The sequence below is a fragment of the Bacillus sp. FJAT-49736 genome, assembly GCF_018343615.1.
Lineage (GTDB): Bacteria > Bacillota > Bacilli > Bacillales > Bacillaceae_C > Margalitia.
Map to the genome: position 1 here is coordinate 20,976 of NZ_JAGYPI010000008.1, position 23,022 is coordinate 43,997.

Annotated in this window: 20 protein-coding genes; 3 read left to right on the forward strand and 17 right to left on the reverse strand. The window is 37.9% G+C overall.

From position 1 onward, the window contains the following. Positions 1 to 61: 61 nt before the first annotated feature. The 9 genes from KHA87_RS21410 to KHA87_RS21450 all read right to left on the reverse strand — a co-directional run bounded on the left by KHA87_RS21410 (position 62) and on the right by KHA87_RS21450 (position 12,427). Positions 62 to 997 (reverse strand): class I SAM-dependent methyltransferase, encoded by a 936-nt coding sequence (locus KHA87_RS21410; protein ID WP_249310402.1) that lies wholly within the window; start codon positions 995 to 997, stop codon positions 62 to 64. A gap of 165 nt (positions 998 to 1,162) precedes the next feature. Then, entirely contained in the window at positions 1,163 to 2,950 is a 1,788-nt protein-coding gene (locus KHA87_RS21415) for an ABC transporter ATP-binding protein (RefSeq protein ID WP_213094834.1), read from the reverse strand. 16 nt (positions 2,951 to 2,966) lie between these two features. Next, entirely contained in the window at positions 2,967 to 4,196 is a 1,230-nt protein-coding gene (locus KHA87_RS21420) for an MDR family MFS transporter (protein ID WP_213094835.1), read from the reverse strand. 229 nt (positions 4,197 to 4,425) lie between these two features. Then, the gene (locus KHA87_RS21425) at positions 4,426 to 5,073 is read right to left on the reverse strand and encodes a response regulator transcription factor (protein WP_213094836.1); all 648 of its coding nucleotides are present in this window, start codon (positions 5,071 to 5,073) and stop codon (positions 4,426 to 4,428) included. Continuing rightward, positions 5,051 to 7,249, reverse strand: coding sequence for a sensor histidine kinase (locus KHA87_RS22545; RefSeq protein WP_213094837.1), 2,199 nt, complete (start codon positions 7,247 to 7,249; stop codon positions 5,051 to 5,053). Before KHA87_RS22545 ends, KHA87_RS21425 begins: the two co-directional genes overlap by 23 nt. 210 nt (positions 7,250 to 7,459) lie before the next feature. Continuing rightward, a complete protein-coding gene (gene liaG, locus KHA87_RS21435) occupies positions 7,460 to 8,317 on the reverse strand; it encodes a LiaG family protein (RefSeq protein WP_213094838.1) in 858 nt (285 codons plus the stop codon). Positions 8,318 to 8,445: 128 nt separating this feature from the next. Continuing rightward, positions 8,446 to 9,984, reverse strand: a complete 1,539-nt coding sequence (locus KHA87_RS21440; protein WP_213094839.1) for a response regulator transcription factor — start codon at positions 9,982 to 9,984, stop codon at positions 8,446 to 8,448. Positions 9,985 to 9,986: 2 nt separating this feature from the next. Continuing rightward, positions 9,987 to 11,426: a sensor histidine kinase gene (locus KHA87_RS21445; protein WP_213094840.1), complete on the reverse strand. Its 1,440-nt coding sequence runs from the start codon at positions 11,424 to 11,426 to the stop codon at positions 9,987 to 9,989. Then, positions 11,423 to 12,427 (reverse strand): sugar-binding protein, encoded by a 1,005-nt coding sequence (locus tag KHA87_RS21450; RefSeq protein WP_349305587.1) that lies wholly within the window; start codon positions 12,425 to 12,427, stop codon positions 11,423 to 11,425. Before KHA87_RS21450 ends, KHA87_RS21445 begins: the two co-directional genes overlap by 4 nt. Before the next feature lie 142 nt (positions 12,428 to 12,569). Here KHA87_RS21450 and KHA87_RS21455 point away from each other — a divergent pair, with 142 nt between their 5' ends. The 3 genes from KHA87_RS21455 to KHA87_RS21465 all read left to right on the forward strand — a co-directional run bounded on the left by KHA87_RS21455 (position 12,570) and on the right by KHA87_RS21465 (position 14,824). After that, positions 12,570 to 13,028: an SRPBCC family protein gene (locus KHA87_RS21455; protein WP_213094841.1), complete on the forward strand. Its 459-nt coding sequence runs from the start codon at positions 12,570 to 12,572 to the stop codon at positions 13,026 to 13,028. Positions 13,029 to 13,146: 118 nt separating this feature from the next. Next, a complete protein-coding gene (locus KHA87_RS21460) occupies positions 13,147 to 14,046 on the forward strand; it encodes an alpha/beta fold hydrolase (RefSeq protein WP_213094842.1) in 900 nt (299 codons plus the stop codon). 304 nt (positions 14,047 to 14,350) lie between these two features. Then, on the forward strand, positions 14,351 to 14,824 hold the full coding sequence (locus KHA87_RS21465; protein ID WP_213094843.1) for a YjdJ family protein: 474 nt from the start codon (positions 14,351 to 14,353) through the stop codon (positions 14,822 to 14,824). 186 nt (positions 14,825 to 15,010) lie between these two features. Here KHA87_RS21465 and KHA87_RS21470 read toward each other — a convergent pair whose 3' ends face one another. The 8 genes from KHA87_RS21470 to KHA87_RS21505 all read right to left on the reverse strand — a co-directional run bounded on the left by KHA87_RS21470 (position 15,011) and on the right by KHA87_RS21505 (position 22,892). Continuing rightward, a complete protein-coding gene (locus tag KHA87_RS21470; RefSeq protein WP_213094844.1) occupies positions 15,011 to 15,448 on the reverse strand; it encodes a hypothetical protein in 438 nt (145 codons plus the stop codon). Between the two features lie 181 nt (positions 15,449 to 15,629). Further along, positions 15,630 to 16,577, reverse strand: a complete 948-nt coding sequence (gene manA, locus KHA87_RS21475; RefSeq protein WP_213094845.1) for a mannose-6-phosphate isomerase, class I — start codon at positions 16,575 to 16,577, stop codon at positions 15,630 to 15,632. Positions 16,578 to 16,600: 23 nt separating this feature from the next. Then, positions 16,601 to 17,461 carry an ROK family protein gene (locus KHA87_RS21480; protein ID WP_213094846.1) on the reverse strand — a complete coding sequence of 287 codons (861 nt, stop codon included), beginning with the start codon at positions 17,459 to 17,461 and terminating at the stop codon, positions 16,601 to 16,603. A gap of 112 nt (positions 17,462 to 17,573) precedes the next feature. After that, positions 17,574 to 18,452: an ROK family protein gene (locus KHA87_RS21485; protein WP_213094847.1), complete on the reverse strand. Its 879-nt coding sequence runs from the start codon at positions 18,450 to 18,452 to the stop codon at positions 17,574 to 17,576. A 305-nt stretch (positions 18,453 to 18,757) separates the two neighbouring features. Beyond that, complete coding sequence (locus tag KHA87_RS21490; RefSeq protein ID WP_213094848.1) at positions 18,758 to 20,077, reverse strand: 6-phospho-beta-glucosidase; 1,320 nt, start codon at positions 20,075 to 20,077, stop codon at positions 18,758 to 18,760. Between the two features lie 38 nt (positions 20,078 to 20,115). Further along, positions 20,116 to 20,823, reverse strand: coding sequence for a chitin disaccharide deacetylase (gene chbG / locus KHA87_RS21495; protein ID WP_213094849.1), 708 nt, complete (start codon positions 20,821 to 20,823; stop codon positions 20,116 to 20,118). An 87-nt stretch (positions 20,824 to 20,910) separates the two neighbouring features. Continuing rightward, positions 20,911 to 22,221, reverse strand: a complete 1,311-nt coding sequence (gene celB / locus KHA87_RS21500; protein ID WP_213094850.1) for a PTS cellobiose transporter subunit IIC — start codon at positions 22,219 to 22,221, stop codon at positions 20,911 to 20,913. Positions 22,222 to 22,592: 371 nt separating this feature from the next. Then, positions 22,593 to 22,892 (reverse strand): PTS sugar transporter subunit IIB, encoded by a 300-nt coding sequence (locus tag KHA87_RS21505; RefSeq protein ID WP_213094851.1) that lies wholly within the window; start codon positions 22,890 to 22,892, stop codon positions 22,593 to 22,595. Positions 22,893 to 23,022 lie beyond the last annotated feature (130 nt).

The following is a 23,022-nucleotide window of genomic DNA, read 5'->3' on the forward strand; positions in this document are numbered from 1 at the left end:
AGCCTTAACATCATGTGTTAAGGCAGTTGGAAAAAGGACCTTTATATACAAAAGAGCTTCTCTATGTAAGTCGAGTAACTTTAGTAGAATACTCATTCGTAGTTACTGCAAATGATTTGTTCGATTTCATCAGCGCTTCTTCAATAAAAGAAAGACCGGGCGCATAAATAAAACTTCCTCCATGCTTTAATGAATTTAATATCTCCATATACTTTTGCGCATACCTTTCAAAATTACCATCGGCCTTTAAATGGTGATGAGTAAAGTGGTTTGAAAAAGCCATATGGGATATAATTGTTCCCCAACGGTTTGGTTTAAAAGGACATTCAAGCCAATTCATATCAATTAAATAATTCGATGAGTTTAGATTTCTATCCATTCCAAATGCTTGGATTCCGTTTTTTCTTAAGAAACGGACCAAACGAGTTTGTGGGCCGCACCCAATATCTAAAACAGGTTGTTTAATTGTATCTAGATTGATATTTAATACTTTCATTTGAAATTCAGGCGTATATTCGGCACACTTCACTTCGAACAATACTGGTGTTTTTCTGTACTTTTTAAATATTTCAGTGCCATTGGATTCTAATAAAAATGCTTGAAGATTTTTATAATGCACTAAGAACAGATGATTGATATCTTTTTCAGTAATTTCTTTTTGATTTGCAAGTTTACAAATGGCTTCTAATAAATTCCCATAGATATTTTGAAGTACACGATAACTTTCACGATTAAAATCTAAATACTGATTCACTTCAAAAAATACTTTAATGGATTGATTGGAAATATACCTTACTAATCTTTTATAGGTTCCCATTACTTTTGCATCAGTAATAAACATCGAAATCTCTTTTGCTTTTTGAATTAATAATTGAATAGTTTCTCCAGAAGGATTTAAAAGCAGTTTTCCATTTTCCAATTCATAAAAGAAACTCTTATCTCGATTATGAATCAATTGTTGTTCAACCGTATTCTTAAAATCCATTAAGGTAAACATTATTCTTCCTCCTCTAAAGAACATCACCACTAATCAAAAGTAATTTCCTTCCAAATTATTTTACACCTATTTTTGTAAATTTAGCCTAGCATCACGACGAATTCTGAACCAAAGTTATTTGACATTAAATAAAATACGGAGACAATTTTGATTTATTACAAAGCTCTAATATCCTCTATGCATTCCAGCCACTAGTTTATATTGATCACTTCTAGGAGCATTTTGCTTCGAGTACAGCTCCTTATAATATCCATTTCTCTTTAAAAGGCTTTGATGGCTGCCGCTTTCGATGATTTCTCCATTTTTCATCACAAAAATAGTATCAGCATTCACAATAGTTGAGAGTCTATGCGCAATCATAATGACCGTCTTATGATGATTAAAACGATTGATAGATTCTTGCACTAGCTTTTCACTTTCATTATCAAGTGCACTAGTCGCTTCATCTAAAATAATGAGCGACGGATTTTTCAAAAATACACGGGCTAAAGCAATACGCTGTTTCTGACCGCCTGAAAGCTTGATGCCTCTTTCTCCAACTTCCGTGTCGTATCCATTAGGCAAAGCAGTGATGAAGTTATGGGCAAAAGCCTTCTTTGCTGCGGCAACTATTTCGTCCTCACTGGCGTCAAGCTTTGCTAGTTTAATATTGTCCCTGATCGATGTGCTGTATAAGAAATTCTCCTGAGTTACAATCCCCATATGCTCTCGAAGACTAGAAAGGGAATAATCTTTTATATTTTTCCCATCCATTAATACTTCCCCACTTGTTACATCATACATTCTTAACAAGAGCTGCAGGATTGTACTTTTCCCACCGCCGCTCTCCCCAACGAATGCATATGTTTTCCCTTTTTTCATCGTCAAAGATACATTTTTAATCACTTTTTCCTTTCCATCGTAAGCAAAAGATACATTCTTGAGTTCTATAGAATCATTGAATTTTTTTAATTTTAGCGGGTGTGCTTTATCTCTAATCATGGAAGGTGTATTGAAGAAGTCGAAAATCCGTTGTAAAGCAACCTTCCCTTCCGTGATAGCAGGATACGCATTAACCAAAGCGGCTACAGGGCTCCTCATTTTATCGACATAGGCAAAAAAGGCGATTAAGCTCCCTGCCGTTAATTCTCCATTCAAAACAAATAAACTAGCGATAATTGCCACAATAAAAGGAGTCATATCACTCAATACGTTCACTAAAGAAAGCATTAACGCATTAATCTTGGCATGCTTGTCGGTCAAACGATCAAAATAGGCTAAATGCTGATCCAATTCTTCCTTGTCGCGTTTCTCAGAGGCAAATAGCTTCGATACAAACGCACCTTGTATTTTTTCAAAAATGAAGCCGCTCATAACGGATCGGTACTTCATCATATTTCGCGTCGATATTTTAAAGCGTTTCGATAGGAAATGTGCAAGAACGAACTGAAAACCGACGAGTCCTATAGCGAGCAATGACAATCTAATATTCATCGTCAGCATCACGATAACAACAAACATAAGAGCAATCATTTCAATCCAAATGTTCCCAAACATAGCTGTTAAATAACCTCTTACCTTTTCAATATCATCAAAAAAACGTGTACCAATTTCTCCGCTTTTATTATCTGCAAAATACTTTGCATCCAAAGAATGCACTTTTTTAAAGGCATCCTTACGGAGATTCTTAATAATATTGTTATTTGCTTTATGAATGCAGAACTGTCTTACATATTCCATCGGTGTCCGAATCAGTAAGAAAACCGTTACCATCCCGGCAGAAATATATGCAAGTTGTTTCCATTTATCCTCATTAGACAATGCTTCATTTTGAAGCAAATAATCAAAAATGTATTTTAAAATTAAAGGAACAAACAATGGAATCAAGAAACGAAATAAGCTACCTACAAAGCCAATCGCATACAATTTGCTCACTTTTTTCACATAAGGTAAAAACTGTCTAAATTCATTCAATTTGATTATCCCCTTATCATTTTTTGTAATGTGTAACCTGCTGAGATTGTCTAGAATATAAATTCCGTCCCCACGCATAGAAACCAATACTACATATAGAAATCAAAGCAAATGTTAAAAACATCGTTCTTCCACCATAAGAACTTAACAATACTCCTCCGAGCCAAGGTCCGATAAAATTGCCAAGATCACTAAATCCCTGGGCGCCATAATACATACCGCGCATCCCATTAGGAGTAATTTCATCAAGCTGGGCATATTCGGATGGAATAATCAAAATTTCCCCAAAGGTGAAAATAACCATAGCTAGAATAAAGCCAAGGGATCCTTGGGAAAATGCAAATCCAATTTCACCTAAAGCAAATAATAGACTCCCAAGAGCAATCCTATTGAAAAGGCCGAATCTCTCAGACCACCTCGTAATCAATACTTGCGTTACAATCACGGTAATCCCGTTAATGCTCATTAAATATCCGAATAACTCCATACCATGGTAAGGCATGGCTTTGTTCAAATATTGAGAAAGCGTGACTGACATTTCTCCATGAACAGCTGTGAGCAGGATACTTCCACATATAAAAAGAAGCAAGACCTTATCTTTACTAAAAACTCGCCAAGCCTCTGCTAACATTACTTTCTCTTCATTTTCATCCCCTACATTACTAGAGGTGTTCTTGTATCGTAACAGTAAGCCCATTACCAGAAAATAACCGACATAAATGATGGATGTAAAAAGAAAAGCTGTTTTGTTCCCCGCAATCCCAAAGTAGGTTCCAATAATCGGCCCGATTGCATAGCCAATGTTCCCCCCCATATATCGGTTGGAGAACAACCTGAATCGCTTTTCCTTAGGTGTCAAATCTGCTAATAAAGCTTTCGAGATTGTTACGAAGAAAGAGGAAAAAAGACCACGAAGAATATTTAATAGACATAAAAGCACCGAGTTACTAGTTAAAAGAAATCCACTAAATACAGCTCCTAGAATCAACAACGAAAATAACATCAATCGATTTCTTCCCAAGAAATCGGAAAGTGTACCACCTAGAAATCCACCAATTGTAGCTGTTAAAGCACCTGCTCCCACAATCACTCCAATCATAACCGGCCCTATATGGGCTGAATTCATTAAGTAAATAGGTAAAAAAACTAAGCTAATAGAGTTTGTTAAACTACTAAAAACGGTACCTAGCATTAATAAATGAACAATTGGATGGTACTCCTTTAAGTTAGATAAAATTTGTTTCATTTTTCTCACCCATTTTTCTATTTCTTTCTATGTCTCATTTTACGGTGACCTTAAGCAACTCCAACCGCATACTTTCGTAGTACCACCGCACGATTTCATCGTTACTCCGCAAGAACCTCCTATTGGAGACACCAAAAAAGTCACACTTGTTTATTTATGAAGGCATGAAAAAAGAGCTTGAAATCAACCATCTCAAGCTCTTTACACTATTATTTAATTCTACTTTCCCTTAATATAGATCCTCTGCTGGAAGAATCCCCAGACTTTTTGCTTTTTTGATCGCCTCTACCCTTGAATTAACACACAGCTTTTGGAAAAGCTCCGTTAAGCTATATTCCAAAGAACGCTGACTAATTAATAATGTTTTGGATATCTCTTTATTGCTATGTCCTTTTGCCAATTCTCTAAGGAGATTTTCTTCCTTTTTACTGATTATTGCCGATTCATTCCCCTCTTCCCTTTTCACAACAATCTCTTGGCGCCTTAGTTGCTTTAATAGCTGCATTGGGATAATGGCCTCTTTTCTGGCAGCACATCGGATAGCTTGAATTAACTGCTCTCTCGTTGAAGTCTTGGCAATAAAACCAGAGACACCCGATTCCATAAGTAAATTAAAGTGCGGTGCAATATCAAATCCGGAATAAATCAGAATAATAGCATCCGGAACAAGCCCGATAACTTGCTTCGCCAAATCTGCCCCATTAATATTAGGCATATAGAGATCAAATAAAATCACATCAAAATGATGAAGACGAACTAAATCTGAAACACAATATACATCAGTCTCAATTGTTACATTCATATCAGACTCTGATTCTATTAACATCTTTGTTCCTTCAACTACTGAGCGATGATCATCCACTAGTAATATTTCCATTGTAATCCCCTTTTTGCTTTATAGTGGCTGGAATATAAACATCTACATGAAAACCTTTATGCGGAGCAGAATTCATATACATATCCCCCTCTAAACTCAGAACCCGATTTTCAATACCAGCTAAGCCCATATGGCTAAATGAGCCTTCCATCAGTGACAAATCTGCCCCTACTCCGTTATCTCTATAACAAAAATGAATCTTATCTTTATAATATCCAAGTTTCATCGTTACCTTCGATGCCCTAGAATGCTTAGATGCATTATTCAAAAGCTCTTGGACGATTCTGTAAAGCCCTAGTATCTGGTCTTCATTTAGCTCCATTTTTTCTTCACTAGCTAAAAACTCAATCTCATAATTGGAGAACATTCTAGCGTAGGAAAACAGACCCTTTAGGGATTCCACCAACCCCATTTTAAGAAGAAATGGTGGTCTCAGTTCATTGCAGGTAATGCGAATTTGATGGATGGCATCCAGTAATCCTTCTTCAATTTGAAATAGCTCTCCCTTAATATCTCCACTGAACAGAGAAGATGAACGCAAGGATTCAAGCTTTCGGTACCAAATAATTAAATCCTGCAAGACAGAATCATGTAAATCACTTGATAATGATGCCCTTTCCTTCTCGGATAGTCTAAATAATAGACGGAGCATCCATTTTGGCGTCTCGTTACCCGCTACCATCTCTTCCATACGATTCATTAAGTCCTCCATTAACTGCAGGTTATCATAAAGAATGGTGACATAATGGATTGACGTTTCTAGCCATTCCTTCTCCATTTTATGCAACGTTTGGTTTAATTCAATTCTTATATAGACCTGATTTTCTTTCTCACCTATTTTCAACCACATTTCATTCAAATTTCTGAAAATAGGTTTTTCATATCTTGGCACTTCCTCTATAGACACATCGTCCACTGGTAAAACATTTTTTACGACTTCCACAAGCCGATTTTCTAATTCCGTAACTTTCATCACATTTGATAGATCATTTGAAAAGCGATTAATGGTTTGCTGAAGGAATTTATATCTCTTTTGGCTATAAATTAATTCCTGCTCTTCCTTTTTTCGATTCGTAATATCCTTGACAATACCATGTACTCCATTTAGCTCTCCAAAAAGAAAGATTGGCACGAAAGTTATATTAACCATTCGCAACCCTTGTCCAAATCGGGATATACGACATTCTACATCCCTAGGTTCTTTCGTTTTCATGACCTCTGATAGAATTTCATAGACAGGAATATGATCCTCATCAAATATCAGACCAATAAAACAACGGTCTGGCAAATTATTTATTTTGATGCCTGTAATCTTTTCGAAGGAATGATTTGCATTTACAAAATTCCCTTTTAAATCGATAGAAAAAACACCGTCTAAATTGTTTTCAAATAATGATTTATATCTTTGTTCGTTTTCCTCTATGGCCAACTCGGAGCGCTTCTTTTCGGTAATATCGAGCAGAATTCCGTCCAATCTTTCAATCTCTCCGTTGCTATCCAGAAACGGATGAATCATCATTCTGGCCCATCTTATTTCATTTTCACGATGGATAAACCGAATGATTTTGTTTACAGGAATACCCAGATCCAGGGTGTTCTTTGCCTCTCCCATTAGCATATCATTGTCATCTGGATGGATATGATCATGTATCCGAATCGGATTATTAATTATTTCACTTCTGGGGATTCCCGTTATTTTTTCAATACTTTCCGAGCAAAATGAGTATTGAGTAAAATCTTTATCACCGGACATAACCGCTGCATTTACCCCTTGAAGTATATTTTCCAGTAATTGTTCCGACTTTTTTCGTTCTGTAATGTCCCGTACTACTGCAACCACGTATTTAACCTCACCGCAGTCGTCCAAAACTGGATTTACACGTGTTTCGACAAATAGTTGGAAACCATGTGCGTGAAGTATACGGTATTCAAGGTCTACTGATGTTTTTGTTTGAATAACTTGTTGGTATAAAAGTCGAACACGTTCCTGATCCTCGGGGTGAATCCCATCAAATGCATCCATACCTTGGTATTGTTCGACACTATACCCTAGAGTTGATTCAATAGAAGGAGATACATATTGTACGATTGCCTCATTATCTACCAATACGATGATATCTAATGTGTTATCTGCCACTATTTTGTATATCTCATACTCTTTTTGAACATCCTCCACTTGACCACACACTCCCTTCTAATTCTTGTTTATTTTCCATACATTTAATGATTATTATATAGAAGCTACCAAGCATGCACCACGCAAAAAAATGGCGAATGTCCGCAAGACTTTGCTCCTTGTTAAACCTTTTCGAGTGGAATTAATGTTAAAAGGTTTTATTCAAATGAAAATAGAACACTAAAAAAACCGGGCATAAAAAATCCCGGTCTAATAAATCGTGGCCATCCCGCTGGAAACTTTCACATAAATTTTGTTCTTGCCACTTCCATATGAACCTCTTATGTTTTTTCCGCTTCTAGATTCATCCTTCAGAGGAATCTTACAAGAAATTATCCCACTTCCTACATTTCCATCCAGACTAAAATCAGCATCCTCCGGTAAATCTAGCTTTAAAATACCTGAGCTCATTTTAATGTCAATTGGATCATCTAACTGGTCGAATTGGGCTTTAAGTTTTCCAGATGATAGCCTTGCATTTAATTGTCCTTGATAGTGATTTAGATCTACAATTCCAGAGCTCATCTTAATATTTGCCTTGTCTGCCTTTAAATAATGGAATTGGGCATTTCCAGATGACCCCTTATGCTTAAAGGATTGTACGCTTAAATTTTTCAATTCCACAAGTCCAGATGTCATATCAATGGATAGATCCTTTAAATTCATCGGATGCCTCTTCGATGATCCCGAAAAATGGAATCTTCCAGAGCCTACGTTAACAGCCATTTTTTCATTAAAATTCTTAGGTATATAAATCTTTAGCTTTTTCTTATCCCAAAAGTTGAAACCCCCAAGCCAACTACGCTCTAAGGATACTTTGACAATATCACCGTTTTTTGTTACCTTCACCTTTCCTCTTCCGCTATAATTTGCCTTTACATCTTTACGATTTTCTGGAATAACCGTAACATCTGCTGCAGATGCATTTATAGCAATCATATCAATATTTTCCATGGACGCAGCCTGTGTCCCATTATTACCGAATGGCAACCAAGAAACCTTTTGCAGGCTAGATCCGATGATATAAAAACAAACAAGTACAGCTAAAAACATCAGTAGTTTTTTCATAATAGCTCTTTTCTCCTTTATCATTCTCTTGACTATTATGTTAAATGAGAAACTGTCTTCTTACCATGCACTATAGCTCTAAATATTTCTAAGACCAGAGTCTTAAAAACAAAACCCCATCTCTTCCTTTAAGAAGACGGGGTTTTAGTACTCCTGTAGGAAGTTGGAGCTACACCTGTTTTCTTTTTAAAGACACGGCTGAAATAATTCGGGTCCTTGTAGCCCACGTTGAAGCAGATTTCCTTTAAGCTTTTGTTCGTGTTCAGCATTTCTTTTTTTGCCTGCTCAATACGAAGGTCCGTTACGTAATCAATGAAGTTCACCCCATACTTTTCTTTAAATAATTTACTGAAATGATATGGGCTGAGCTCCACATACTCAGCAACTTCCTCTAAAGTAATGTTTTTATTAAAGTGTTCCATAATATACTCTCTGGCTTTTAAAAGGTATCCCTTCATATGACTGCTTCTCCAAGCCTGAACAAGCTCTGTACATTCGAATACATATTGCCTCGTCATTTCCATTATTTTATCATAAGCATAATGCTGTGGAATCGACATAGGAGTAAATTGAATTCCCAAATCATACATTGCCCTGGAAACAATAATCACCAGCTCCTCGAGCATCCTTTCTGCTTTTTGTCCCGGTTGTGACTCTAATTCGCTAATATAACACTCATATGCTTGAAGTACTTGGTGACGATCCCCCATTTTGATGCAATCAATCAGCTCCTTCTCTTTTTCCAGTGGTAAGTTTCCCTCACTCCGTGCATCTGACGGAAAAGCATATGAAGTGGCAGATTGAAGTTTTCGCTGTTCTAGTGCTAATAATGCCTCATGATAGGAGGTAGGCAGCTCTTCGATAGTTTGAAACGGCAATCCCATTCCTGCAAACAATGATATTTTTGAATCATTAAGTACTGCAAGAACATTTCTAATAAGCTTTATCGCCTGTGATTTCATACGACTTTTTTCTTGAATAGTATTAAATAAAATCAAAACTGGGATTTTATTTTCTGCGATTGGCCCCATTACACATTCGCTTTTTGTTTTTAACAGTTCCTTAAGCCTCTCATATACAAACTGCTTCTTTTGTCTAGTTACGGGAATGTCCTTCTCTGTAATGGAAAATATAACGATAATTCCCGACCTAACCTCAATTCTAAGCAGCTCGCTCCATGCCTCAAAGCTAATATGATCATTTAGAATGGAAGAAAGCCATTCCGTCTCCATTACCGAAAGGGCACGACTCAGACTTTCCTTCAATGTTTGCTGCTCCGCTTGAAGACTTCTTTCTTCTTCAATTTCCTGCCTTACTCTCGATAAAGCAGCAAGCACCTCAATTTGCTTGCTTGGCTTTAAAAGATATTCCTTTACTCCTTGCTGCATGACCTCTTTTGCATATTCAAAGGTATTAAATGCGGAGACCATAATAAATTTGATATGCTTATGCTTTTTGCGAATTTCCCTAACAGCTTCTACACCATCAATGCCAGGCATTTTGATATCCATCATCATGATATCCGGAGTAAGCTGGTCAGCCAGGTCTATCGCCATACGTCCGTTAGCCGCTTCCCCCACTACTTTTACTTCGGGCATTTCCTTTTGAATCATTTTGGTTAAAGCCTTTCTTTCCAGCATTTCATCATCCACAATGACTAAGCGCATGATTATACCCCCTTGATTTTAAAACGAAAAGTAGTGCCTCTACCTTTTTCTGATTCAATTTCCACAATATCCTTTTGTTGATAAAAAAGCTGCAGACGCTTAATAACGTTTATCACTCCAATCCCTGTGGAATGCCCGGACCGTTTGTGAAGCTCGTTTGATTGAATTTCACTATCGTTTACGTAATTTAGTAATCTTGCTTTTGTCTCTTCCTCCATACCTAAACCGTCATCTGTCACCTCAATGAAAATCTGCTCTCCCTTTTTAAAGATGGAAAGAGTAATCGTCCCTCCCTCCTCCTTCGACTCCACCCCATGAATAAAGGCATTTTCCACAATCGGTTGGAGAGTAAGCCTTGGTATAGGTACGTTCATACAGCTTTCATCAATATGTGTAAAAAAAGTAATCCGATCCCCAAATCGTGTTTGCTGTATGTAAAAGTATTCCTTCACCACATTTATTTCATCTTTTAAAGTGGATGGTTTATCAATATTTTCTAGATTATATCTTAATAGTGTAGAAACCGATTCTATTAATCTAGTCGTTTCCGGCGCCTCTTCTAAATAGGCCATTTTGGCAATGTTATTTAATGTATTGAATAAAAAATGGGGATTTATTTGATTTTGCAGGTTCTTCAGCTCCAGCTCTTTTAAAAGCTTATCCAATTCTGATTTATCCTTTATTTCATTTACCAAGTCAATGATATTTTTCCGCATTTGGTTAAAGGTTTCTGTTAATAGCTTCAATTCATCCTTACTGGTTACCTGAATATCCTCTCCGGTCAAATGTCCTGCGGATATTTCTTTAGCGGCAAGGGAAAGACGCTTAATTGGATTCGTAATTCCACCAGATATGCGGATAGCTAAGATTGTACATAATATAAACACGGCACTTAAGAATAAGACTGCTGTGATTCGATAATAATAATTTCGTTTTGCCATTTGGCTGTAAAAATGCTGATAGGAAGTTAATTCTTGGTTGATCAATGACATGGTGGTTTCCTGAATGTACCCAGAGATATCCGTTGCTTCATTAAAGTAGGCGGAGTACTGGTTAATATCACTATCCTGGAATGCCCGAATTGCAATATAACTATCATCCAAAAAGCTTTCCAGCATATTTTCATAGTTGGTTAACACTACATAATTCGATTTATTCTCAATTTCACTGCTAAGCCTTTTCTTATTTATTCTTAGCTGTGTATTTGTTTCATTGAAATCCCTCAAATAAACGGGATCCTTTTCCACAATATACGCATTCATTTTTTCTACAAGAATATTGGTCTGCTGAGAAATTTCATTTAATAATAAAAAGCGTTGAAAGCTTTTGTCATATTCACGCATTATTGTTTCACTGCTGCTATATAAGTAAAAAGCAACACCGTTGACGAGTAAAACGAGAATAATGAAGTATAAAATTAACTTTGTCCGAATTCGAATCATTCCAATGTCCTCTTTTGCTGTTCCATAATGGCAGTCGGCAAATCGCTTTTATGAATGACTCGAGTTTCTGTATAGTTTATTTTTATCGTACGTTTTCCTTCCTCGATTTCAACCATCATTTCCACTGCTTTATATCCCATTTCATAGGGCTTCTGCATAACAGTCGCATCAATGACACCCTTTTCTATATCATTAATGGTATCTTCGATTGTATCGAAGGCGATAATGTACATGGAGTCCTGCCTATTTAAATGCTCGACTGTTTGGGCAATTCCGATTCCGTCCAAGGCGCTTGTGCCAAAGAATGCATTTGTTTCCGGATGCTCCGTAATAATTTTATTCGCCTTTTCCGCTGCTCTTATTCTCGTAATTTTAGATTCTTCGATAGCTATAATCTTCACTCGCTTTTCCTTTCGGATGGCATCTTTAAATCCTTTCACACGAAGTTGCTGATGGCTAGCTTGAAAACTGCCTGTTATGATGGCGACATTAATTTTCCCCTTCGTATCAGCAACCAATGCCTTTCCTGCTATAAAACCGGAATAATAATTATCCGAGCCAATGTAAGCCCTGCGATTGCTGGATGGTGCATCTGTATCAACGGTTATCACAGGTATCCCCTTATTCTCTAGATTATTAATAACCGGGGAAAATTGCTGATCATTGTACCCTTGTGTTAAAATGCCATCGACCCTCGAGGCGCCCGCTATTTTCAGTTCTTTTAAATGCTCATCAATATTAGATTGCTTCGGGCCTTTATACTCTAGTAATACGTGGTGCTTTTTAGCAGCTGCCTTTGCACCTTTCTCTACCAATCTCCAATAATCATTATCCATTTCCTCCGGAACAAGAACAAAATGATATTTGTAGGATGGAATTGTTCCAGCATTTGTTTTCTTACTAACCTCGTTCATCTTAGAAGCATATAGCACAGCTGCAGAAAACAACCCTATAAAGAGAATGAAACCGATTACATATAAAAGTTTTGACCAGCGAATCACGAGCTTTCCCCCTTACTTATGACTATCTTAACATGGGAAATATTAGATATGGTATTAATAACTTGCGGAAGATTATAAATCTTCTTTGAAATTAACTCTTTAATTATCATATAATCAAATTAAAAAGCTTTAGGAGGAAAAAATGGCTAAACCCTCATTTATCTATGTAACTTACATCGCATCCACACCCGAACAAGTTTGGGATGCATTAACAACCGGAGAAACAACTGAAAAGTATTTTTTTGGAAGAAAAGTGGTATCGAATTGGAAGGAAGGATCGGATGTTACCTATTTGCGAGAAAATGATGAATTAGATGTGTTTGGCAAGGTTCTCATCAGTAAACCCTATGATAAGCTGGCATTTACATGGTTCCATGCGGATGAAAAACCGATGCGAAAAGAGCCTTCCATTGTTACTTTTGAGCTTCAGCCATTAGAAGGTACGGTTAAGCTAACCTTAAAACATGAACATATTTCTGATGGAGATATAATAGAGGAAGAAAGTACCTTCGCAGGACTTAATAATGGCTGGCCAGCGATTCTATCCAATCTAAAAAGCCTGCTTGAAACGGGAAAAACACTGCCGGCAGTCGTTGTTTAATCTTGATGCTAGGCACCACATCCGTGTAAATGTAATCTTTTATGTTTCGCAAACAGTTTATACGAAGATATTGAGAAGTATTTAGAATAATAGAGATAATTTAAAAGGTGATGATACCATGGCATTCAAAACAGCAGAGGGCGAGAAACTTTTTCTTCAAGCGTATGACAATAATTTGAATCGTTGGCCCATACCCTACGAATCATTTTATATTTCGACAAGCTACGGTGATACCCATGTCATTACAGCAGGTGATAAGGGGCTTCCGCCTCTCATTATGTTGCATGGTGCAGGAATGGGCTCTACTATTTGGTATAAAAACGTGGAAGCGTTGAGCAAAATTCGACGCGTCTATGCTGTAGAAGCGATTGGGGACATAAATAAAAGCGAGCCCATCCGTTCAATAAGTAATCGAGAAGATATGGGAAAATGGATGAGTGAGATATTAGATCATATGGAAATAGAAAAAACAGATTTCCTCGGCCATTCTGCGGGTGGATATATGACCTTGAATATTGCTACTTGCATACAAAGCAGAGTGAAAAAGCTCGTTCTATTAGCACCCGCAGCTTCATTTGTTCCCTTTCACAAACAATTTTTCTTGCGCTTAGCTTTAATCAATGCAATCCGTCGGAAAGGTTTCATACGAAGGGTTTTTTGCCATTGGTTTATTGCAAAAGGAAATATCATAGAAGACGATATCTTTGATCAATTCATCTATGGGGTGCTACATTATAAGTGGAAAGTATCGCCGATTATTCCTAAGGTGATTCCAGCTGAAAAACTAAAGACTATAGAGGTTCCTACTCTTTTATTAATGGGTGACAAGGAAGTTATATACAATCCTAATCGGGCAATAGTCCAGGCTAAAGCAAGCATCCCTCACATTGAAACGGTGATGTTACCTAATACAAGTCACTGCTTATTTATCGAAGATGCTGAAAAAGCAAACGATTTGGTTATAGATTTTTTACATAAGGAAGCTGTGAACACTGAACTGCCTCACCAAATTTCGTAGCAGTATTTTAATTAAGGTTGCTGAGGCAGCCTTTGTTCTTTTAAAAATATAGATTTAAATAATTGCACAGAACAAAAGAGTGCTCTTATTTAAGAACAGCTATTCATTACGCTAATTATCTTTGAATACATTAAATGGCGCCTGGCACCCATAGAGACAATAAAAATATATATGGGTTGGGAAAGCAAATTAGCAAAAGGTCAAATAGTAGGGAAAATGAAATAGAAGGTTTACCCCCATATAGCTTTTAGTATTTTAGTGTATAGGTAAACTCATAAAATGTAATATTGGAGGTCATTTTAATATGTTTCGGAGGATTATACAATTTGGCGTCCCCTCTATTTTTCTTTTCTTTTCCACGGCTGTCGCATGGTATGAAGGCAGTGAACTTATTGACATTCCATGGGAATGGAAATATTCCACCCCTTTTACACAATTATTGTATGGGCAAGTAAATAACCCATGTGACATTTCACAGCTGGATTACTTTATTTACGCTGCTAAATTCCACCCCACTTTCCCTATTATGATGGTGCTAAGCAGTTTATTTTTGCTTACTCTAATTGGGTACTATAGCTTAAAACAACAGAAAAAATTGTTTACATATTTTCTATCCATTTTAGGTGGAGGGTTATTTTTATTTAGTTATTTTACTTTTCATTCTCCAACAGTCGGTGGTCATTTACTGTTTCTTCTTTTTTTCATATATGGTTTGCTATGTATTACAACTGCCCTCATTCTTCATTTACAAATTTCAAACCAAATTATGATAAAGTAGCCCTTCAAAATAATAGAATATCGATTGATACAAAAGAAAAAGCTTTACTACAGCACTTCCTAAATAGAGGCTAGATGAATATTGCAGTGACTGCTGGCAAAAAGCAGAAAACAGCCGATCGTTTAATCGCCTGTTTTTAGTAATTGAAGTAGTTAATTGTCTCTTTTACTTTTTTTAAAAGGTTATTTAACCTTTTTTCACCCTACTTCCAAGGATAATAAATATTGATGATAACAGTGCTAAATATACTCCATAACGTATTTGAGACAACTGATCAATCATTGAATGGGTTAATGTTTTTCCAATATGCATACCAGAAACAGTATGGTAAGTGATGGCAATAAGAAATAAAATAATGGTCAAAATTGCTGTTGCTAAACGAATTCTCGAAGAATTTTTTGTTCTAAGTTCTTGAATTAAAACGATAATACAAAGTATTGGAATAACAATAAGTACAAGACCTACTATTGGAGATAACAAAAAAGTCATCGCAAGTGTATAGTCAAATCCTGTAAGTGGTATATCTGAAATCCCCTGTAATCTGCCTGACCAAGGTAGAAAGAATGATGCAAGCAATGTAACAACAAACAAGTTTCTAAATTTGAACATCCTCTGTATATCCATGAAATTCCCTCCTTTTTATACTAATTATTTAGATTTCGCATAATATTTAGACGTTTTTAGCGATTAATACGTTTCATTCTTGTTCGGTGCATTTTTCAGTAATACACATACGATATATGACTATGCTTTATGAAATGGGTTATGTAGGTTGGAGGTGGGGTCAATTTAGCACCATTTATTATTAAGGATGAGACACAATCAAAATCAATTTCCCTTCAAACTGAAACTCTCCAATCCCTGCCGGCAGTAAAAGGTGGTCTCCTTTTCGTACAGGATATGTTACACCACCCACAATGACAGTGCCTTCTCCATCGATTGCACTAATTAATTGAAAAGGCTGACTCTGGATAAATAATGCTTCCCCTTGAATTTCCCATTTATAAACAGTAAAATACTTTTCTTTTACAAAACAAGTAATGATTGCACCTGGCACCATTGTTGTTTTCAAATATAACTCTCCATCAGAATGTGGAACAGTTGAAACATCCAAAGCCTTCTTCCAATGCAGCTCTCTCTTATTCCCATTCCCATCTGTACGGTCATAATCATATACACGATAGGTTGTATCTGAACTCTGCTGGGTTTCCAACACAAGTGTGCCTTCACATAAAGCGTGTATCGTCCCGCTCGGTACATAGAAAAAATCACCTGGTTTGATCGGAATACGGCGGAGCAATTGATTCCACTCCCCATTTTCCAGCATCGTAACTAGTTCCTCCTTTGAATTGGCATTATGCCCATAAACAAGCTCTGAGCCTTCTTTGCAATCAATAATATACCAGCACTCTGTTTTGCCGAGGTCACCGTTTTCGTATTTTTCAGCATATTCATCATTCGGATGAACCTGCACAGATAAATGACTTTTCGCATCCAGAATCTTTGTCAGCAAAGGAAATACCTTTGATGGATGGCCTCCGAATAATTCGCGATTCTCCTCCCATAGCTGAATAAGAGATTTGCCCGCAAACAACCCATTTTTTACAATAGAAGATCCATTCGGATGCGCCGATATCGCCCAGCATTCCCCTGTTTGGTCAGAGGGAATCTTATAACCAAATTGCTCCTTGAGAGCTGTTCCACCCCAAATTCGCTCCTGAAAAACACCCTCTAGAAATAGTGGTTGTATCATATGATTGTCCCCTCCACTTTTCCTTATTGCTCCATTTTTCCGGCTAAAATAAGAGCCCCGATAATTCCGGCATTATCCCCTAACTCCGGTGGGACAATGTATTCTGTAAGTGGTGGAATGTACACATATTTATTGATTAGTGCAGCTATTTTTTCATGAATGAAAGGAAATAATTGCGATTGCTTCATCACACCTCCGCCTAAAATAATTCTTTCAGGCGAAAGGATTAATATATATTGCATTAATGCTTGTGCAATATAATATGCTGCCAGCTCCCATACCTTGTCATCTTCCGCAAGCTCTATTCCCTTTTTCCCCCAGCGTTCCTCTATTGCTGGACCTGCGGTTAATCCTTCAAAGCAATCCTTATGATACGGGCATTTCCCTATGTATTGGTCCTCCTTATGTCTTCTTAATAATATATGACCCATTTCAGGATGAGAAAGTCCTTGCAGAATCTTTCCATTTACCACTGCCCCAGCGCCTATCCCCGTTCCTACAGTGATATACAAACAGCTCTCCAATCCTCTTGCAGCTCCCAATGTTGCCTCTCCCAACGCAGCAACATTAACATCTGTATTGAAGGCAATTGGAATGTTAAAATGCTGCTTCAAAGCATGCAAAAAAGGATAGTTGGCCCAGGATACTTTGGGGGTGGTTGTAATATAGCCATATGTATTGCTTTTTACATTGATGTCAATTGGTCCAAACGAGCCTACCCCTATTGCTTTTATATCTTCCTTTTGAAAAAACTCCACGACCTGCTGGATTGTTTCATCAGGAGTAAGAGTTGTAAGCTCGATCCTTTCTATTATTCTTCCATCCTCTTCTCCAATCGCACAAACAAATTTTGTACCTCCCGCTTCTATTCCTCCGTAATACATCCCCAACACTCCTTTAGTAATGTTGACTTGTCTATATATCCTGGCTTCTTTTCACGATTATTTTGATGCAGTAAAAGGTCTATTTGTAGAAATCACTATAGGATGAGCAGTACTAAAGATTCCATTTAAGCTTAAAGTTGTATACCGCACCTATTAGGTTGGCATCATTTTTAAACTGACTGATGCTTATTTCTGGTACAAAAGGTGCGATTTTTACCTGCTTAACAATCTCTTCCAAATGCTTCATTAACTCTGGAAGCAAATCTTCTTTACTGGAGACACCTCCGCCAATAATAATTTTTTCTGGATCAAAGCTGTATTGTAAATTAAAAATTCCCTGTGCCAAATAATGATAGAAGGTATCGACCTCCTCTTGTGCAATTGGGTCGCCTTGTTCAGCCAAATCAAATACGTCTTTCCCGCTCAGCGCGTCTTCAGGCAAATTTTTGCGCTTCGCTACCCTTTTTGCCATACTAACAGCGGTCCCTAAATCGCTAAATGTATGCGTGTCGGTTAAAAGCATGTACCCAAATTCTCCACCAAATAAGTGCTTACCATGCCATATCTTCCCGTCCACTATAATGGCACCGCCAATACCAGACCCGATGACTACAAAGAGTACATTTCGTAGTCCTTTGGCGGCTCCTTTCCATATTTCTGCCAAACCAGCACAATTCGCATCATTTTCAATAGAAACAGGGCATTGAAATAACTCTTTCAGTTCGGTAAATATCGGAAAATGGTGGATATACGGTACTGCACTTGCTCCTTCAATAATCCCTTTTTCCTGATTTACAGCCCCCGGCGCACTAATCGCTACACCTTCAATCGTTCTACCTGTTCCAAGTCTGTCTTTTAATGCCGTAAGCGCTATCTTCATTTCTTCCCAGCTACCTGGAGTCTTAATAGAACCCTTTCCACTGAGGACCTCATCCTGCCAAAGCCCATACTTGATAGACGTTCCCCCAATATCTAATACTATAAGTGCCATTTTCCATCCCCACTCTATTATTCTATTTTTCTAATATATTCGGTGATATCCCTACTAAAAATCAAAAATAACCATTTGATAATCATAATATGGTGAATTTTATCAAAATTCTGTTTAAAAGTATTGTACCATAGCTTAGAAAAATTCATTCGGTTTCATTTGATGTACTAATTTGCGATTAATAGCACGAAATCCGTTTCAATTGGCACGAATCCCCTGCAAAATGGCCCGATACTAATTCAAAATTGCCCGATTTAAGTCAGAAGTCCTACAAAAATAGCCCCTATTAATAGGGGCTGCCATTACTATTTCGCCACTTCAGGAATACTCCACCCAGGTAGATGCTCCTTATGCGCCTCCAGCATCTCATCTAAAATCACCTTTGCTTTTGTGTCTGATGGAACGAGGGGATTGATGGTCATCGCAAGCAGCGCCTTGTGATAATCCTTCGTTACAGCGGCCTCAGAGGCTACTCGTTCAAAGGATTTAATTTGCTGTACTAGACCCCTCACCGGAACCGGCAAATCGCCAATGGCAATTGGTTTTGGTCCATCCTTTGTAATAACACAATTAATCTCAACCGCAGAGTCCTCTGGAATACTGGCTATTGCTCCAAGATTCATCGTATTAACCGGTTGGATATCTTTGCGGTCATTATAAATGGAATCGATTAGGCTGCAGGCTGCATCACTGTAATAAGCACCGCCACGCTTTTCCAATTGTGGTGGCTTAATAGACAGGTTCGGATCCTTATATAATTCAAAAAGGTCTTCCTCTAGCTTTTGTACGACCTCTGCGCGGGTTCCCGCCGTTTTAGCTGCCTCAAGCTCTTCCAACAGCATCTTTTCTGTCTGGTAATAATAGCGGTGATATGGACATGGAAGCACTTTTAATGCTTTTATAAAATCGGGATCCCAACCTAGATTTGCGATATTTTTCATTGTGAGACTGCCATCTGGAGAGGATAGCTTGTCAATGACTTCCTCTAGAATTGAAACTCCATCTAAATACACATCCAGGCCATAAACCATATGATTTAGCCCAGCAAAATCAACCGCTATCCTGTCTGCAGAGACACCTAATATCTTTGCTATTCCCATCCGGATACCGATGGGAACATTGCAAAGTCCGACAATTTTCCTCCAGTTGGAATGACGATAAACCGCCTCGGTCACCATTCCCGCCGGATTAGTGAAATTAATCAGCCAAGCATTTGGACAAAGCTCTTCCATATCACGAATAATATCTAATATTACCGGTATGGTCCGCAAGCCTTTAAATAAACCACCGGGACCATTCGTCTCCTGCCCAATCACCCCATGCTTTAATGGGATACTTTCATCCTTTGCCCGCGCAGCTAATCCTCCAACGCGAAATTGGGTAGTCACAAAGTCGGCATCCTTTAATGCCTTGCGGCGATCCGTTGTCAAATAGATGTCCATTGGCACATTCGCCTTTTGCACCATTCTTTTTGCCAAAGCTCCGACTGTGTTCAGCTTCTCTTCTCCTTCTGGTATGTCAACCAGCCAAAGCTCTGAAACTGGCAGGCTCTCATATCTTTTTATAAATCCCTCAATTAATTCCGGTGTATAGCTTGATCCACCGCCAATGGTTACGATTTTCATGATCAAACATCCTTTCTAATCAGATTTATGTAGTGCTTTCATAACAAGACTATTCCCTCTGGCAGAACCGTATTCGTCAAAATATCCAGTTCTTTGATTCTTTCAACATTGTAGGAGGATCCACTCATTACTTCCGCATCTAAATAAGCAGGATGACACATTACCTCTACAGATTTTCCATCCAAGTTTCTATTTAGTAGTTGCAAAAAGAAATCCTTCGTTGCTGTTTCTCCATAAAAGTCATGCACAAATTCATCCGTGTAGGAGGGGATACCTGCAAATTCATCGAGGACGGATTTTCGAACGGAAAGTCCATAACGTTCAGCCAGTTTTTGCACTACCGGATAAAATTCCTTTATTCCATGTGTATGATGGTGACTATCAAAATGAGTTGGTGTCAATCCAGATGCCAAAAAACGTTCTATTTGCGCTGTCCACTCACGCTCCAATTCATCAAGATCTATATCCTTTTCCAATTGTAAAACGGATAACCTTTTAAAATTCCCCTTTTCATCTACTAAACTAGGAACATCGGACAGAAGCGGTTTACCACATGTAAGCACTAAATGAATCCCAACTGGAAGATCAGCATTCTCTTTCGCAAGCTCTATGGCATGGTCGGTGCCAGCCATATTCATCATCATCGTGGTAGAATTTACAATACCGTATTTAAATGCGTCGACTATGCCATGATTTACCCCCTTGGAATAGCCAAAATCATCTGCATTTACTATTAATCGGATCATCTGTATAGAAACCCCCTTTTAGAAAAGGAACAAGTATGATCCAAAAACCATACTTGTTCCACACGTCTTATACAATTCATGAAGGTATCAAGAGCCTTGCTCCATTTTATAATTTTGCTTATCCCATGCTTTAAAGAACGGGAAGTAAATCAGAAATGCAATCACCAAATTCACGATTTGGAGGAGAGCACCAGCAATTTTTCCGCCAGTAGCCAGATATCCCCCAATGATTGGAATCATCGTCCAAGGAACGGCTACTCCCGCTGGTTTTGGAACAATTCCTGTACTCATTGCTACATATGTGACAATAACCATCACAATTGGAGTAAGGATAAATGGAATTAACAGCAGCGGATTCAATACAATCGGCGCTCCAAACACAACAGGCTCATTGATATTAAAGATACCTGGTCCGATGGCAAGCCTGCCCAGCTGCTTGGACTGCTGACTCTTGGAGAAAAAGAGCATCGCAAGTACAAATCCAAGAGTAGTACCAGAGCCGCCAAGATACACAAATATATCAAAGAACTGTGAAGTAATGACATTTGGCAGTTCTTGATGAGCCTCAAATGCGATACGATTTTGATCCATGGCTGTAAGCCAAATAGGACTCATGACACCGCCGACTATAGCTGCACCATGCAACCCGCATGACCAAAGGAGCTGGATAAATATAACCGCAATAATACCTCCGATGAGGCTTCCCCCGAGAACTCCGAGCGGCTTTTGTAAAAGTTCACCGACAATATTATGCAAGCTTTCAAAGGATGTCTGTTCAATAAGAAGTCTGGCTAGCCAGACAACTAGAAAGACGAAAAAGCCAGGTATTAATGCAACAAAAGATTTACTTACTGCTGGTGGAACTCCATCCGGCATTTTAATAATGATATTCTTTTTAATGACAAATCGATAAATCTCTGTCGATACCATCGCAATAATCATAGCAACAAATAAGCCTTTACTTCCTAATAAAGCTGTAGGAACCCCACCGGAAACCTCGATTGCTTTTTTCATGCCTTCTCCCTGGAACATAAAGCTATAAGGAGTAGCTAGCAAAAATGCCGCAACGGAAATGGCACCCGCTGATAGTGCATCGACTTTATATTTTTCAGCGAGCCGATACGCAATACCAAATGCAGCTATCAGAGCCATAATATCGAAGGAGGCACCAACCGGATACGATAATTTTGTTCTCCATGCATCTCCAAAGGTCCTAGCCATAAACTCCGGATAACCAGTAATCGGCAGGTTCCCCAAAATCAGAAACAGCGAGCCGATGATGATGAGCGGCATTGTGAGAATAATACCGTCCCGCAATGCTTGCAAATGCCGCTGCCCTGCTATTTTTGCCGCGACAGGCATCACCTTATTTTCTAAAATGTCATTTACCTTACTCATTATTTCTCCCCCTTTGTTTAAAAGGCACACCAATTTTTTTAATTCTTGGGATGAAACAATTTCGATGGAAGGCTTAAATAGAAAAATGTAAGGATAATAGCAACCATCCAACCTTATTCTTTTTTAAGTTTTTGTCTGAACCACCACCCATCCAAATCAATTTAGGCGGATTTCACCTATTTTGTTAAAATCCAAAAGCGGATTTCAACTTGTTGCTTTTCGTACATTGTTCTCCATCCTAATATAGATTCGGCTTTGGTGCATCTTTTCTTAAAATGAATAAAGGTTTGTTATAAGGTTTTCTTCACCAAAAGCCACAAGTCTAGGAATAGAGTCTCGATTTATGATAAGAGATAACTCTCTTTTCACCCTTAGAGCAGCTTTAATGCCCTTTCAAGAACTGCTTTTCCATTCATCGTCCCATATTCACGCATATCAATGACTTCAACGGGAATATCCTTCCTAACAATCGATTCCACTTGCTTCTTTTGATAGCGTACTTGTGGTCCCAAGAGAACGATATCTACCTGATCTGCAACCGTTCCGCATTCTGATACCGGAAGAGCAAATATCTCAATTTCCTCACCGATATCCTTGGCATGATCCAGCATTTTGTTTACTAATAGACTCGTAGACATTCCTGCAGCACATACTAATAAAATTTTTTTCATGATCAATCCTCCAATTCAAATAAAAAGTGTGTGGGTAAGCGCTTTCATTTGATAGGTAATTATATTCATAGTGTCCACCCTTTTATACCATGTTGAACTTTTTATTTATAAACTTTCACCAAAAAAAAAA